This window comes from Fenollaria sp. C0166D3 (assembly GCF_056590255.1).
In genome coordinates, this window is the sequence record NZ_JBWPVU010000004.1 from 79,947 (window position 1) to 95,328 (window position 15,382).

At 37.0% G+C, this 15,382-nt stretch carries 17 protein-coding genes and 1 pseudogene; 3 read left to right on the forward strand and 15 right to left on the reverse strand.

The annotated features are described in order from the left end of the window. Window positions 1-4: 4 nt before the first annotated feature. From rplV to rpsJ, 7 genes are read right to left on the reverse strand one after another with little or no spacing between them, the layout of a single operon-like run. A complete protein-coding gene (gene rplV / locus AC1EJ0_RS03950) occupies window positions 5-340 on the reverse strand; it encodes a 50S ribosomal protein L22 (RefSeq protein WP_058259849.1) in 336 nt (111 codons plus the stop codon). Window positions 341-356: 16 nt separating this feature from the next. After that, the gene (rpsS, locus tag AC1EJ0_RS03955) at window positions 357-641 is read right to left on the reverse strand and encodes a 30S ribosomal protein S19 (protein WP_304016671.1); all 285 of its coding nucleotides are present in this window, start codon (window positions 639-641) and stop codon (window positions 357-359) included. A gap of 10 nt (window positions 642-651) precedes the next feature. Next, window positions 652-1,485, reverse strand: a complete 834-nt coding sequence (gene rplB / locus AC1EJ0_RS03960; protein ID WP_058259847.1) for a 50S ribosomal protein L2 — start codon at window positions 1,483-1,485, stop codon at window positions 652-654. 18 nt (window positions 1,486-1,503) lie between these two features. Beyond that, on the reverse strand, window positions 1,504-1,800 hold the full coding sequence (gene rplW, locus AC1EJ0_RS03965) for a 50S ribosomal protein L23 (RefSeq protein ID WP_058259846.1): 297 nt from the start codon (window positions 1,798-1,800) through the stop codon (window positions 1,504-1,506). Then, a complete protein-coding gene (gene rplD / locus AC1EJ0_RS03970; RefSeq protein WP_480023336.1) occupies window positions 1,800-2,420 on the reverse strand; it encodes a 50S ribosomal protein L4 in 621 nt (206 codons plus the stop codon). Before rplD ends, rplW begins: the two co-directional genes overlap by 1 nt. A gap of 18 nt (window positions 2,421-2,438) precedes the next feature. After that, window positions 2,439-3,065, reverse strand: a complete 627-nt coding sequence (gene rplC / locus AC1EJ0_RS03975) for a 50S ribosomal protein L3 (protein WP_058259844.1) — start codon at window positions 3,063-3,065, stop codon at window positions 2,439-2,441. Window positions 3,066-3,114: 49 nt separating this feature from the next. Next, window positions 3,115-3,429, reverse strand: coding sequence for a 30S ribosomal protein S10 (rpsJ, locus tag AC1EJ0_RS03980; RefSeq protein WP_019214284.1), 315 nt, complete (start codon window positions 3,427-3,429; stop codon window positions 3,115-3,117). 552 nt (window positions 3,430-3,981) lie between these two features. Between rpsJ and AC1EJ0_RS03985 the strand changes: the two are divergent. From AC1EJ0_RS03985 to AC1EJ0_RS03995, 3 genes and pseudogenes are all read left to right on the forward strand, one after another. Next, window positions 3,982-6,045, forward strand: a pseudogene (locus AC1EJ0_RS03985) (NAD(P)H-dependent oxidoreductase subunit E). Between the two features lie 9 nt (window positions 6,046-6,054). Continuing rightward, window positions 6,055-7,800, forward strand: coding sequence for an NADH-dependent [FeFe] hydrogenase, group A6 (locus AC1EJ0_RS03990; RefSeq protein WP_480023335.1), 1,746 nt, complete (start codon window positions 6,055-6,057; stop codon window positions 7,798-7,800). 137 nt (window positions 7,801-7,937) lie between these two features. After that, the gene (locus AC1EJ0_RS03995; protein ID WP_480023334.1) at window positions 7,938-8,630 is read left to right on the forward strand and encodes a hypothetical protein; all 693 of its coding nucleotides are present in this window, start codon (window positions 7,938-7,940) and stop codon (window positions 8,628-8,630) included. Window positions 8,631-8,724: 94 nt separating this feature from the next. Here AC1EJ0_RS03995 and AC1EJ0_RS04000 read toward each other — a convergent pair whose 3' ends face one another. From AC1EJ0_RS04000 to nrdD, 8 genes are all read right to left on the reverse strand, one after another. Beyond that, complete coding sequence (locus AC1EJ0_RS04000; RefSeq protein WP_480023333.1) at window positions 8,725-9,093, reverse strand: hypothetical protein; 369 nt, start codon at window positions 9,091-9,093, stop codon at window positions 8,725-8,727. 114 nt (window positions 9,094-9,207) lie between these two features. Next, complete coding sequence (locus AC1EJ0_RS04005) at window positions 9,208-10,095, reverse strand: stalk domain-containing protein (protein ID WP_480023332.1); 888 nt, start codon at window positions 10,093-10,095, stop codon at window positions 9,208-9,210. A gap of 433 nt (window positions 10,096-10,528) precedes the next feature. Then, window positions 10,529-11,062, reverse strand: coding sequence for a DUF7010 family protein (locus AC1EJ0_RS04010; protein WP_480023331.1), 534 nt, complete (start codon window positions 11,060-11,062; stop codon window positions 10,529-10,531). Window positions 11,063-11,547: 485 nt separating this feature from the next. Further along, a complete protein-coding gene (rpsR, locus tag AC1EJ0_RS04015; RefSeq protein ID WP_480023330.1) occupies window positions 11,548-11,772 on the reverse strand; it encodes a 30S ribosomal protein S18 in 225 nt (74 codons plus the stop codon). Window positions 11,773-11,789: 17 nt separating this feature from the next. Beyond that, window positions 11,790-12,245, reverse strand: coding sequence for a single-stranded DNA-binding protein (locus AC1EJ0_RS04020; protein WP_058259837.1), 456 nt, complete (start codon window positions 12,243-12,245; stop codon window positions 11,790-11,792). Between the two features lie 11 nt (window positions 12,246-12,256). After that, a complete protein-coding gene (gene rpsF / locus AC1EJ0_RS04025) occupies window positions 12,257-12,547 on the reverse strand; it encodes a 30S ribosomal protein S6 (RefSeq protein WP_058259836.1) in 291 nt (96 codons plus the stop codon). 183 nt (window positions 12,548-12,730) lie between these two features. After that, window positions 12,731-13,240, reverse strand: coding sequence for an anaerobic ribonucleoside-triphosphate reductase activating protein (gene nrdG, locus AC1EJ0_RS04030; RefSeq protein ID WP_480023329.1), 510 nt, complete (start codon window positions 13,238-13,240; stop codon window positions 12,731-12,733). Then, the gene (nrdD, locus tag AC1EJ0_RS04035; protein WP_480023328.1) at window positions 13,240-15,360 is read right to left on the reverse strand and encodes an anaerobic ribonucleoside-triphosphate reductase; all 2,121 of its coding nucleotides are present in this window, start codon (window positions 15,358-15,360) and stop codon (window positions 13,240-13,242) included. Before nrdD ends, nrdG begins: the two co-directional genes overlap by 1 nt. Between the last annotated feature and the right edge of the window lie 22 nt (window positions 15,361-15,382).

Here is a 15,382-nt window from a genome sequence, read left to right on the forward strand (position 1 = left end):
CTCCTTATTTCTCGTCTGATACTACAACTGATAAGTGTGCAGTTCTCTTTAGTATTGGATAAGCTGAACCGTGAGCCTTTGGTCTATATCTTTTCATTCTTGGTCCATCAGTTGCTTGTGCATCCTTAACATATAGTTTGTCTCTATCTAAATCAAAATTGTTTGTAGCGTTTGCTATTGCAGATTCAAGTACTGCTAATAGTTCTCTTGCACCTTTCTTTGGTGTAAACTTTAAAATAGAAAGAGCTTCATCTATATCTTTTCCCCTAATTTCGTTACATATAAAATGTACTTTTCTAGGAGATATTCTAATATATTTAGCTATTGCTTTTGCTTCCATTTATATCCTCCTTCTATTATTTTACAGTTGCTTTCTTGTCGCCTTTGTCAACGTGGCCTCTGAAAGTTCTTGTTAAAACGAACTCTCCAAGTTTGTGTCCTACCATATCTTCTGTTATATATACAGGAACGTGTTTTCTACCGTCATATACTGCGATTGTGTGTCCTATGAATTCAGGGAAGATTGTTGAACGTCTTGACCATGTTTTAATAACTTTTTTATCGTTGGCTTCGTTCATAGCTTCAACTTTTTTCATTAAGTGTTCGTCTACGAAAGGTCCTTTTTTAATCGATCTTGCCATTTAAACCCTCCTACTTGTCGTTTCTTCTTCTGATTATATACTTATCAGAATGTTTCTTTTTCTTTCTAGTCTTAAGTCCTAGAGCAGGTTTACCCCAAGGTGTCATTGGTGACGGTCTACCTATTGGTGCTCTACCTTCACCACCACCATGTGGATGGTCTACTGGGTTCATCGCTGAACCTCTTACGTGAGGGCGTCTTCCTGTTAATCTCTTCTTACCAGCTTTACCCATGTTAACTAGTTCGTGGTCAAGGTTACCTACTTGGCCTATAGTTGCCATACAATCAAGTAAAACTACTCTCATTTCGCCTGATGGTAATCTTAATTGTGCGTAGTTACCTTCTTTACCCATAAGTTGTGCGTATGAACCAGCACTTCTTGCTAGTTGTCCACCTTTTTCAGGTTTCATTTCAATGTTGTGGATTAGTGTACCTACTGGGATGTCTCTTAACTTAAGTGCGTTACCTACTTTGATGTCGACATGTTCGCCAGCTTCGATCTTATCTCCAACCTTTAATCCTACTGGATGAAGGATGTATCTTTTTTCGCCGTCTTCGTATTGAATTAGTGCGATGTTTGCTGTTCTGTTTGGATCGTACTCGATGTGAGCCACTGTTCCAACAACGCCTATTTTATTTCTCTTAAAGTCGATAATTCTGTATATCTTCTTAGCTCCCCCGCCTCTGTGACGAGATGTGATTCTACCAGTGTTGTTTCTACCTGAGTTTTTCTTAATGCTTTCTACAAGTGACTTTTCTGGTTTATCTCTTGTGATAAGCTCAAAAGCAGGTGATGCCATCATTCTTCTGGACGGAGTAGTTGGTTTATATGTTTTTATAGCCATTAAATTTCCCTCCTATCACTAATTTGCCATGCCTTCAAAGAATTCAATTCTCTTTGAATCTTCCTTAAGTGTAACAATGGCCTTTTTCCAGTTAGGTCTTCTTCCTTCGTGAGCGCCTTGTCTTTTTAACTTACCTTGCATGTTCATTGTGTTTACTTTTTCAACCTTTACATCAAAAACGTTTTCAACTGCCTTTTTGATTTCAGATTTGTTTACTCTTCTGTCTACTTTGAAAGTGTACTTACCTTCTTCCATATCTCTCATAGATCTTTCTGTTACTATGGGTTTTATGATTATATCATGTGGATTAAGCATTATTTGAACACCTCCTCAATAGTTTCTAAAGAAGCTTTTGTAATTATCATGCTGTCATGTCTTACTATGTCATATACGTTTATGTTTCTTGCTTCACTAATCATTGTGAATGGTATATTTCTAAAAGCTCTTTGTGTATCTTTATCGTTATCTTTAGTAACTATATATGCTTTCTTTGCGTTAAGATTTTGTAGTGCTGCAAAAGCGTATTTTGTCTTAACTTCTTGTAATTTTATATCATCTACTATAATAAGCTCATTATCACGAACTTTGTTTGAAAGAGCTACCTTTAAAGCTTGTCTCTTTAACTTCTTAGGAAGTTTGTAGCCATAGCTTCTTGGCTTTGGTGCAAATACAACTCCGCCGCCTTTCCATTGAGGGCTTCTTGTACTTCCTTGTCTTGCTCTACCTGTACCTTTTTGTTTCCAAGGTTTTCTTCCACCGCCTCTAACTTCAGCTCTTGTTAAAGTGCTTTGAGTTCCTTGACGTTTGTTCGCTAAATGATTAACTACTACTTGGTAAATAAGATGAGGGTTGTCTTCTTGATTAAAGATGTCATCATTTAATTCAATTGTCTCAAGTTCTTTACCTTCCATGTTTAAAACTTTATAACTTGGCATTTTAATCCTCCTTTAGCGCTATTTCTTGATTGCTTTTCTAACAGTAATTAAACCTTTCTTTGGTCCTGGTACAGCACCTTTGATTAGGATAATTCCGTTTTCTTTATCTACTCTTACTACTTTTAGGTTTTGAACAGTTGTTCTTTCATTACCCATGCGGCCCATCATTCTATGGCCCTTAAATACTTTTCCTGGCCATGTTGCAGCACCCATACCACCTGGCATTCTGTGGAATTTTGAACCATGTGATTCTCTACCTCTACCGAAGCCGTGTCTCTTTATAACACCTTGAGTACCTTTACCTTTTGATGTTCCGATAACATCTACAAATTCGATGCCATCCATGATTTCAACAGTGATTTCATCACCTAAGTTGTATTTTTCTACATCGTCTACTTTAAACTCTCTAAGGTATCTTTTGTAGCTAGCATTAGCTTTTTTGAATTGACCCTTACGAGGTTTGTTTACATTCTTTTCATTGATTTCTCCAAAACCAACTACTATAGCGTTGTAACCGTCTGTTTCAACAGTTTTCTTTTGAACAACTACCATAGGTCCGGCTTGAAGAACAGTAACTGGAACTAAGTCTCCTGATTCTTCGAAAACTTGTGTCATTCCAATTTTCTTTGCTAAAATTCCGTTCATTAACTGCACCTCCATAATTTACAGCGGATTTTAAATAAAATCTTATAGATTATAGTTTTATTTCTATATCTACACCTGCAGGCACATTCATCTTCATAAGTGCGTCTACAGTTTTGTCGTTTGGTTCAAGGATATCGATTAATCTCTTGTGAGTTCTTTGTTCGAATTGTTCTCTTGAATCTTTGTTAACGTGAACTGATCTTAAAATAGTTACGATTTGTTTTTCTGTAGGTAGTGGAACTGGTCCTGATACCTTGCATCCTGTCTTTTTAGCAGCTTCAACAATTCTTTGAGCTGATTGATCTAAAAGTGTGTGATCGTAAGCTTTAAGTCTGATTCTGATTTTTTGTTTTTTGCTTGACATTTAATTACCTCCATGTAATATTTTTTTACTTCTTAGAGAGTCAACTCTTACACACGCAGCCGTGCGTTTTCTCTAAGCGTAAATAAAATATGCCAATCAATCGCCTACTTCTTTTTTGAGTAGACTTGCATGAAACTAAGGAAATTACCACATCACGCAACAAAAAACATGATGCGCAACCTTTCTTAGTCATAGCCATTTGATTTAAGCACTCATCTATTATACATAATTAGCTCCGCTATGTCAAGGCTTTTTTAAAAATATTTTTACTTTTTTTAATTTTTTTCTCTTCCTTTATATATATAGCAGTATATTTTTTGCCATGTTTATGGCACAGCTAATATAAATAAATCATCCTATTATATATGCGCGTAATTTGTCAAAGACAAATATCGATTCGCGCGTAAATCGATTTCGCTACTTAATAAAGAAGAAAAACTATAATAAATTTTTTAAGCTAAGGCCCTTAAGTATAAATATTTACTAATTGACAAAGGGGCCTTTATATAATAAAATAGACTTGTGAGGATAAAAATACAAAGGAGGTAAATTATGGCTTTTTGTTTTAACAAAGATCGTGCGAAATTCGACGAGTTCTTACAATTTGTAGAAGAAAAGAAGAATGACAAAGGGGCTGTCATGCCTGTTCTTCAAGAAGCACAAAGACTCTTTGGATACATACCTGAAGAGATTGTAGACTTTATGGCTCTTAAATTAAATAAGCCAAGCAGCGAAATTTACGGCGTTGCATCGTTCTACAGTCAATTCACTTTTAAACCTAGAGGAAAGCACTCTATATGCATCTGTCTAGGTACTGCTTGCTACGTTAAGGGAGCTGACAAGCTTTTGGATGATTTCTTAAAGGAATTAAATGTGGCTAAGGGCGAAGCAACTGCGGACGGACTTTTCTCTATAGTTGAGACTAGATGTGTTGGTGAATGCGCTTTGGCACCTGTAGTAACTGTTGGTGAGGACGTCTACGACCATGTCAAAGAAAGTCAAGTCACTGAAATTATTAATAAATATAAGGAGTAGCATATGAATAAGGAAAATCTATTAGAAATTCAAAAGAAAACTAAAGATCTTCTTCTTGACAGACTTAAAAAGGACGGCTCTTTTAATATTGACGGTGACAAAATTACTAAAAAGGGTGAGTTTTTCGAAAAGCAAAAACGTATCGTTCTAAAGAACTGTGACATAATCGACTCATCGTCCTTAGATGAATACATAGCTTTAGGCGGATACTTCTCTTTAGAGAAGGCGCTTAATATGAAAAGAGAAGATGTAATTAAAGAAGTAAAAGCTTCTGGCCTTAGGGGCCGTGGTGGCGCGGGTTTCCCTACTGGAAGAAAGTGGGAAGCTGCTTTTAATCAGCCAGAAGGCATTAAATATGTAATTTGTAACGCAGACGAAGGCGACCCAGGCGCTTACATGGACAGATCCGTATTGGAAAAGGATCCACACAGTGTTTTAGAGGGCATGGCCATCTGCGCTTATGCTATTGGCGCGCAAAAGGGCTTCATCTACGTTAGAGCTGAGTATCCAAAGGCTGTTGAGAGCCTAAAGATTGCCATTAAAAAGGCAAATGAAAACAATTTATTAGGTGACAATATTTTAGGAACTGACTTTTCCTTCCAAATCGAGCTTCGTCTAGGTGCGGGCGCTTTTGTCTGCGGTGAAGGTACTGCTCTGATGGAGTCTATCGAAGGAAAGCGTGGTATGCCAAGAAATAAAGAGTACAGAACTACTGAACGTGGCCTATGGGGTAAACCAACTGTTATCAACAACGTTGAAACATTCGCTAACATCGCTCAAATCATTGAGCGTGGCGCAGACTGGTTCACATCCATCGGTACTGAAGACTCGCCAGGAACAAAGGTTTTCTCACTTGTTGGTAAGGTTAAAAACTCTGGCCTAGTTGAAGTACCTATGGGTACGACAATCAGGGACATAGTTTTTGCAATAGGCGGCGGCATTCAAGATGACAAAAAGGCCAAAGCTGTTCAAACAGGCGGACCATCAGGCGGCTGTATACCTGAAAGACTTTTTGATACAAAGGTTGACTTTGCGTCCCTTAAGGCCATCGGCTCAATCATGGGCTCCGGCGGTATGGTTGTCATGGACGAAGACGACTGCATGGTAGACGTTTCAAGATTCTTCCTAGAATTTTCCGTTGACGAATCATGCGGTAAGTGTACGCCTTGTAGAATTGGTAACAAAAGGCTTTTAGAGCTACTTGAAAAAATCACTTCAGGAAATGGTAGTGAAGAAGACATAGATAAACTAGAAGATCTATCCATCATCGTGAGCAAAGCATCACTTTGCGGACTTGGTCAATCGTCTCCAAACCCGATACTATCAACATTGACATATTTTAGAGACGAGTACATGGCGCACGTTGGTGAAAACAAGACTTGTCCAGCTAAGAAGTGCAAAAACCTACTTAACTACCACATCACAGATAAATGTATAGGCTGCACAAAATGTGCTAGAAACTGCCCTGTTAACTGCATCGAAGGTAAGGTTAAGGAAAAACACGTGATTGACACGGCTAAGTGTATCAAGTGCGGCAATTGCATGAACGTCTGCCCAGTTAAGGCAGTAGTATTGGTTTAGGAGGTACTTATGGCTAAGATGATAAATTTAAAAATTAACGGCGTTGATGTTTCTGTTGCAGAGAGAACTTCAATACTTGACGCTGCTAAAACCATTGGCGTAAAGATACCTACACTTTGCCACATGGACTTACACGATATAAAATTTGTAAATAAACTTGCTTCATGCAGGGTTTGTATGGTTGAAGACTTTAAAAGCAGCAAGCTACTTCCAGCCTGCGCGACACCTGTCAAAGAAGGCATGGACATAAAGACTGAGTCGCCTCTTGCCATAAACGCGAGAAGAACTATAGTTGAACTGCTTTTATCTGACCATCCAAATAGCTGCCTTACTTGTGCTAAGAACTTAAACTGTCAATTACAAAAGCTAGCACAAGACCTAGGCATTAGAGATATACCTTATCAAGGCGAAAGAAGACATATACCTATAGATGACAGAAGCCTTTCAATGATTAGAGAGCCTGAAAAGTGCATACTTTGCAGAAGATGCGAGACAATGTGTAACGAAGTGCAAACAGTTGGCGCACTTGCTGAGGTTGGCCGTGGTTTTGACTGCCACGTCGGTTCGACATTTAACAGAAGCATGTTCGAGACAACATGTACCTTCTGCGGTCAATGCGTTACAGTCTGCCCTACAGGCGCACTTCACGGCATGAACTATATAAGAGAAGTGTGGAAAGCACTTTCAGATCCAAAGAAATACGTTGTTGTTCAAACAGCTCCAGCAGTTAGAGTTGCTTTAGGCGAGCTATTTGGCATGGAGCCAGGAACTATAGTTACTGGTAAGATGGTTAGTGCACTTAGGAAACTTGGCTTTGACAAAGTTTTCGACACAAACTTCGCAGCCGACCTAACTATAGTTGAAGAAGCACACGAATTTGTTGAAAGACTTACAAAAGGTGGCAAGATGCCGATACTTACAAGCTGCTGCCCTGGTTGGGTAAACTTCATGGAGCAACAGTTCTCAGATATGATAGACATACCGTCTTCATGCAAGAGCCCTCACGAAATGTTCGGAGCCGTTGCAAAGACTTATCTTGCTGAAAAGCTTAATGTAGATCCTAAGGATATGGTAGTCGTATCAATCATGCCTTGCCTTGCGAAAAAGTATGAATCAGCAAGAGACGAGCTTAAAAACAAGGGCCACAGCGATGTTGATATAGTAATTACAACAAGAGAACTGGGCGCTATGATTAAAGAAGCGGGACTAAGTTTTAAAGACCTTAAAGATGAAGAATTCGACGACCCGATGGGCGAATCAACAGGCGCAGGCGCTATCTTTGGAGCAACAGGCGGTGTTATCGAAGCAACATGCAGAACAGCTTACGAAACAATCACAGGTAAAGAGCTTGAAGAGATTGAGTTCACTGCACTTAGAGGCCTTAACGGCATCAAAGAAGCAAGCATAGATATAGACGGAAGAAAAGTTAGAATCGCCGTTGCCAATGGCCTTGGCAATACAAGAAAACTTCTAAACATGGTTAAGTCAGGCGAAAAAGAATACGACGCTATAGAAGTTATGGCTTGCCCAGGCGGATGCATAGGTGGAGGCGGTCAACCGTTCCACAACGGCAAGATCTCAACACTTAAGAAGAGAGCCGAAGCCATCTACAATATAGATGAGCATAAAACAATTAGAAAATCACACGCCAATCCAAAGATCAAACAATTGTATGATGAATACCTTGGCGAAGTTGGCGGCGAATTAGCACACGAACTTTTACACACACATTACGAAGCCGATCCAAAGATGTAATTAGATAAAAATGCCCTCTTCACTATGTAGTGAAGAGGGTTTTTCAATGCCATTAGACTAATAAATCGCTTGTAAAAGATAAGCTAATATGCTAAAATCTATTTATAATAATATAAATTTCTAAAAGGAGTGACATTATGAATAAAAAAGCATTTATAAAGATTGCAATCAGTCTTGTTTTAATAATGACTTTATCAGCGTGCTCAGTAATGCCAAAAGTAGATATTAATGAATTAAGCAAAGAAGCAGCTGAAAATAATAAGCCCGATGATGAAGCGAATAAAGTGCAAAACAACGACATAGAAAAACTTAAAAAAATATACTCAGATATATTAAGCACAATGAACTACAAAAAGTTTTATCCAGAAGATGAATATGCTGATGATGAAGTTGCTAGTCATTGCAGCTACACATACTCACTAGTCAAAGTAAATAATATAGACTACCCACTATTGCTAGTTGCTCAAGATTACGACTATGGTACATCCGATATCAAATTTTATTATGCAAATAAAGACTTCACAAAAGAAATCGCATCAGAGAAGACCATAGGCGTTGGCATAGCAGAAGTAGGCGGCTTTAGAGGCAGCCTGAGCTCAAAAGAGGACGGAAGTTCATTAATCTACTCATACTTTTTCTCAGGAACAGGTGAAGCATACATTGAAGATGTAAATATTGACACAGATGGAAATACGCTAAACGTGCTTAATAAAACTTCATGGGAGGGCAATTTTGATGATATGCCTGAAGTAAAATCAATTAATATAGACTTTTTAGACATTTCCGATCAAAGCGAATTAGATAATCTAGATTTTTATTTGAAGAATTAAAATATTCTTATGTAAAAGTTAAATATACAACACAAATCCCCCTGCTAAGCAGAGGGATTTAAAATTATATAAGCTAGATATTAAGTAAAAATATTTAGAAAAATGCTTTTATTAAATTTATTGGTGACTTAATCACTTGCTCAAAGTAATAAGATGCAATCCCCATAATATCCAAAGCATGCGTAACGCCTATAAGCAATAAGAAGTATGGTAGATTGATTACTACAGGCAAGATAATGTTTATCCATGTAAAAGTATTCTTTTGTATAAATATTAGTCCCACTAACGCAAATAATAAGCTCAGAAATACACCATTAAGAAAGATATTAGCTGCTTTTACATCATTACCCATAAGTCTAAAAATTACATACGCTAGCAAAACTGCAGCATATATGCCTAAAACAGTGTAATTATATATCTTACTTATTTTGCTTTTTGACTTTGTTTTATTAAGTTCCGTCATTTTGACCCACCTACCCTAATAAACTTACTAATATTATAATACTAAAAAATCATTTTTGCAAATTGTGTAGACGTGAAAAAAAGCTCCAAATTAATGGAGCTTAATTGAATATTGCTATCCTACTATAAATATTGGCATATACAGATTTTCATCATTTACATCCATTTCCTTGATATAAGTTTCTGATGAATATATTTGGAAGTAGATTTTGCCATTTGTTCTGTCATATAAAACATCATAAGGTCCTATTGTGTATCTATAAAACTTAGATACTTCTCCAATGTAGATCATTCTATTGATATCTTTTTCTATTAATTTTATGTCATCGTCAAATCTATTTGGCTCGTCCTTAGCTTTTTCCTTCATTACTTTTTCAAAATTCTTTAGGCCTTCAAGACATTTTTCTTTAACTAGCTTCATGGCCTCATCCGAGCTAATATTGTCCTTGTACTCGTGCTTTTCATCAATAATAACATTTCTTAAGCTTCTTTCAATAGTCTTATCTTGTGTTATAGGCATTTGTGTTTCATAGAATTTTTCGAAGTCCTTGCCAAGCCTTTCAGTCACTAGAGCGCTTTCAGCAAGATTCTTTTCTACAAAATCTGGACTTACATAAGTAGTATTCTTGATAAGCTTAGACATTTCACTTTTAGCTATAGTAATGTCAATGCTCTTATCAGCTTTTTTAAGCGTAACCTTTTTCTCAGCGCCATTCCAGCCAAGTTCGTAGCCAAGCTTTTCAGCAATAAGCCTTAGAGGTAGCATGGCCTTGCCCGCATCCATAATGACTTCGGCTTCAGGAACTACTTCACCGTTTATAAATAAAACAGTGCCATTCTTAACAGGATAAGTTTTATCAGCAATCAATATAGAGGCATCTTCAGGACCTACATCAGCCGTAAAACCTACTATCTCACCTTCAAGAAGCTTTGCCATAGAAATGTTCATAGTCATAGACAAAACTAGTACAAACACTAAAATAAATGATAAAAACTTTTTCATAATAACCCTCCTTTTATCACTTTTTATTACTTTACTTATATATATTATATACCCAAGCAAGTTTAATTAAAAGGAATTCACTGATTTTTAACATATTTGTAAGAAAGATAGTAAAAAAAGCTCCCACCTAAGTGAAAGCTTTTAAAGTTTTTTAATTTATATTTTCTAAGAAAGCACAAAATTTATAGTGATTTTTTGAAGAAAGAAGAACCCCACCCTTCCACGATGCCGTTTTAGACGAAGTGCATCAAAAAGCGACTGAACCTATATCAATCGCTAGCTGTCTTATATATTTAATTGTTTTAAGTGGTACTTCTTATCCTTACCATTTTAAACTCCTAATTTTGAGTATAAAAAAAGACGATAGAGTTTAATTATCTATCATCTCTTTCATTTCTATTTAATTATTTAGCTCGACAAACTGGGATTTGTTTTAGTTATCTCCCATTTTCTTTAATTCCATATGTAATACACAAGCAAATACTATCTCAATAATACATGCCGCAACAGCAACCGTTGTGCCGTTAAATGCACATCCTAAAATCAAAGAAATCATCGGAATGGAAATTGCAGCAACTGTATATCCCTTTGATTGATACAACCATGAATAGGGAAATAAATGTGCTCCAAACACCATAGCGTATACCATAATCATCTTTTCCGGAACCGCACTAAACACCCACATAACGATTAATAAATAAACCATTTGATTTAAGGTGAAAATGAAGCCTAATTGTCCAAGTGGATTTTGTTTTGAAAAGATATCCACCTTTATAAGTTTACCAATGAGCCAAGACAGCGGTAATAATGGGCATGAACAGCAAAACACCAATAAATTTTTCATATTCATATTGATATCTAAAATTGACACAAGTACTATCAGAAGCCATATAATCACCGATGCCATGATAAATGGTAATCCTTTTTTCTGCTGAATTGCAATTTCTTTTCTTAATTTATCAATCATTTTCGTCTCCACAACTTCTAATTTATCTAGTTATATTATATCACATAGTCCCTCGCCTGTCTAGACTCTTGCAGTAAATACTACAATCTTGTTATCACTTTTTACTAATATATATATTGTATGCCCATGCAATTATAAATAAAAGGAATTTCTTGATTCTTAATAAATTTGTAATAAAGCGTTAAAAAAGCTCTCACTAAAGTGAAAGCCTTTAATAATATTTATTCAATAAATACCAAAAATTTCTTTATTTTGCTATACAGCAATTTTAGCACAAAAGTGCGCAAAAAATTTCGCCTGATTTTTTAGATTAAAGAAGAACCCCACCCTTCCACGATGCTTCGCATCGGGCGGGTACCCGGGAACCTTGGTGCTTCGCACTACGCTGGATTATGCGAAGTGCATTTAAAAAAGACTTTCACTTCTATGAAAGTCTTTAAAAATTTATTTATTTCGCTATACCGCAATTTTAGCACGTAAACGTACTAATCTTGAGTGTAAGGAAGTAACGCCACTTGTCTTGCTCTCTTAATAGCTTTTGTGATTTCTCTTTGGTGTTTAGCGCAAGTGCCTGTTATTCTTCTTGGTAAGATTTTACCCTTTTCTGTGATGTATTTTCTTAGTTTTGCTACATCTTTATAGTCGATGTGTTCATTCTTTTCTTGGCAGAAAGCACATACTTTTTTTCTAGGTCTGAATCTTCTTTGCATTATATTCCCTCCTTTAATTAAAATGGAATATCCCTATTGCTTCCAGGAGCAAAGCCGTCGTCAATGTTTGAAAAATCTTCGTCTGAATTGAAGTAATCTTCATGTGATTGATTTGGAGCTTGTGATGTGATGTTCTTTCTTTCTAGGAACTCTACGGATGAAGCTATGACTTCTGTTACGTACCTTTTTGTACCGTCTTTAGCTTCATATGTTCTAGATTGAATACGACCTGTTACTCCAACCATGTTGCCCTTTGAAACATAATTACTGATATTCTCTGCAGTTCTTCCCCAAGCTACGATGGAAATAAAGTCTGCTGTTGGCATGCCCTTTGCTTCCATTTCTTCTCTTTTTTCTCTAGATAGGCCCTTATCAACAGCTATAGTAAATGTGATAACTGCTTGATTTGTGTTAGGTGTGTATCTAAGCTCAGGATCTCTTGTTAATCTTCCGATTAAACTACATACGTTCATCTCTTCACCTCTTATTTATCTTCGTCTGTTACTATCATGTGACGTAGTAAAACGTCAGTGATTCTTGCTACTCTAGTAAGTTCTAGAATAGTGTCTTCTTCTGCTTCAAAGTTCATTAAGAAGTAGTAGCCTTCTGTTTTAAATTTGATTTGGTATGCTAATTTTCTTAGGCCCCAATCATCAGTGTTAGTTACTTTACCTTCTTCAGCTTCGATTATTGATTTTACCCTATCAAGGAATTTATTTCTAGCTTCCTCACTTGTTTCAGGATAAAAAACATACATTGCTTCATATTTTTTCATCTTTCCACCTCCTTTTGGACTTATGGCTCTTTAATAAATAAAGAGCAAGGTTACCTTGTAAGTATACAATAAATTCCCCTCTTTGTCAAGAATTTTTTATAAAAATAAATTTCTATCTATCTATTCTATGTTAATGGATTTGCCACCTTGTAAAATTAGGCGTAAAAAAAGAAGACTGAATAATCAATCTTCTTTCATATATTTATCCATGAGTAAAATTTTACCTATCTCAAGCGTCCTCTTCATATCGATGATCCTTTGATTAGAGGAGCCTCTGAACTTTAGCTTCAAGTCCTTTAAGTCTTCTACAAAGCGTCCGTCAACCAAAACATCTATGTTCTTCAAGACGTCCATAGCCCCGTCTTTTTGAACTAGCTCTTCAAATGTGTAGCCGGAGTAGACCCAAATGTCTTTCTCAGACCTCTCTCTCACGTTTTTGATAAGATCATTAAGTCCATCAAGATTATCGAAGGGCTCTCCTCCTAAAACCGATAGGCCGCGAATATTGTCATCGTTTAAACAGTCCATAAGCTCAGCAAAGGCCTTTCCATCAAAGACTTTGCCAAAGTTAAAGTTTTGGTACTCTTTATTGAAACAGTTTTTGCAATTCAAGGTGCAGCCCGTTAAGAATATAGTCGTTCTAACGCCTGGGCCGTTCGCTATGTCATATTTCCTAATTTGCGCGTAATTCATTATATGTGAAGTACCCTTTGCTTTATCTCCTTAGTTTTTCCTTCATTCCAGAAGTTTTCGCCAAGGTAGCCGCATGTCCTTCTTGTAACATTCATCTTAGCTTGGTCTTTGTTATGACATTGTGGGCATTCCCATTCGTTATGATCATTGATAATGATTTCACCGTCATAGCCGCAAACGTGGCAATAGTCGGATTTTGTATTGAATTCTGCATATTGAATATTGTCATAAATGTAATCAACTATAGTTTCAAGCGCTTCTAAGTTATGGCCCATGTTAGGTATTTCAGCGTAACTGATGCATCCGCCCTTTGAAAGTGCTTGGAATTGAGCTTCAAACTTGAACTTGTCAAATACAGATATATGCTCCCTAACATCAACATGGAAAGAGTTTGTGTAATAACCCTTGTCAGTAACGTTTTTGATCTCGCCAAATCTTTCAAGGTCCTTCTTTGCAAATCTATAGCAAAGGCTTTCAGCAGGAGTGCCATAAAGCGCATAGCCAAGGCCATCTTCCTTCTTCCAAGCTTGTAATTTTTCATTCATTTTTCTCATTACTTTAAGAGCAAAATCAGTTGCGTGCTCATCAGTATGAGGAGTGTGGCGAACTAGGTAAGTCGCTTCATATAGACCGATGTAGCCTAAAGTTACTGTGGCATAACCATTCTCAAGAAGTGGTCTGATTGGCTCGTGCTCGTTAAGTCTAGCGATAGCGCCGTGTCTCCAGTGAATTGGAGATGAATCGCTTGTAACGTTCTTTAAGATATCGTATCTAAGTAGACAAGCCTTTCTGCATAGGTCAAGTCTCTTGTCAAGAATTTCGAAGAATTTCTCTTCGTCGCCGCCGCTAACGATAGCTATTTGCGGTAAGTTTAGAGAAACAACTCCCATGTTGAATCTACCGTCAAACTTGTAGTTGCCGTCCTTATCCTTCCATGGCGATAGAAAGGCTCTGCAGCCCATAGGCGCAAAAACATTTCCTTCGTAATTTTCTCTCATCTTTTTAGCAGAGATATAGTCAGGGTACATCCTCTTAGCAGTACATTTGATAGCAGTTTGAGTTAAGTAGTAGTACTTCGAGTCCTTGTGAACGTTATTTTCATCAAGAACATAAACAAGCTTTGGAAAAGCTGGAGTCACATAAACACCGCATTCGTTCTTGATACCTTGAATTCTTTGCTTTAAGATCTCTTCGATGATCATCGCAAGCTCATCCGCGTACTCAAAATCATCTTCCATGTGCATGAATAGAGTAACGAAAGGCGCTTGACCATTCGAAGTCATAAGTGTATTTATTTGATATTGTATAGTTTGTATGCCGCTTTCAAGATCCCTTTGAGTAAGTTTTCTTGCTAATTCGTCTTGCTTTGCCTCGTCATCAAACATTTCCTTAGCAAGCTTCAAATTCTTTTCGTAGCTGCGTCTTAAGTACTTCGCAAGACATTTTATGTCAATGGATTGGCCACCATATTGGTTTGATGCGATTTGTGCAATGATTTGAGTCATGACATTGCAGGCAACTTGGAACGATCTTGGGCTTTCAATCAATTTACCATTAACCACAGTGCCGTTGTCAAGCATGTCTTTCATATTAACTAGGCAGCAGTTAAACATAGGTTGAATGATGTAGTCCATATCATGCAAATGGATGGAGCCTTCGTCGTGCGCTTGAAGAAGGTCATCGTCAATCATTAGCCTTCTAGCAATGTCCTTAGATACTTCACCAGCAATCAAATCTCTTTGAGTAGATGCGATGTGAGCGTTTTTATTAGAGTTTTCCTTCATTAAGTCGCTGTTTTTTCTGTCAAGAAGACCGATAATGCTCTCGTCAGTAGTATTAATCTTTCTTTTGAAAGCTTGAACAGCCTTGTAGTTTTCATAGCTTCTGGCAGTAGCCGGATTTTTGTTCTCGATAAGCTTGTAGTAAACCTTGTCTTCGATATCATAAATCGAAAGAGGTCTTTCAGCTACAACAGCTTCCCTCTTGATCTCGTCAGCTATCTTTTCAGCAAGACCTTCTTCATATACCCCTGTTGAAGAATTCATCGCCTTTTTAATAGCTACAACAATTTTAGATTCGTCAAATGGCACTTTTTCGCCGCTTCTCTTGAATATATACATCTCATACCTCCACAATATTTTG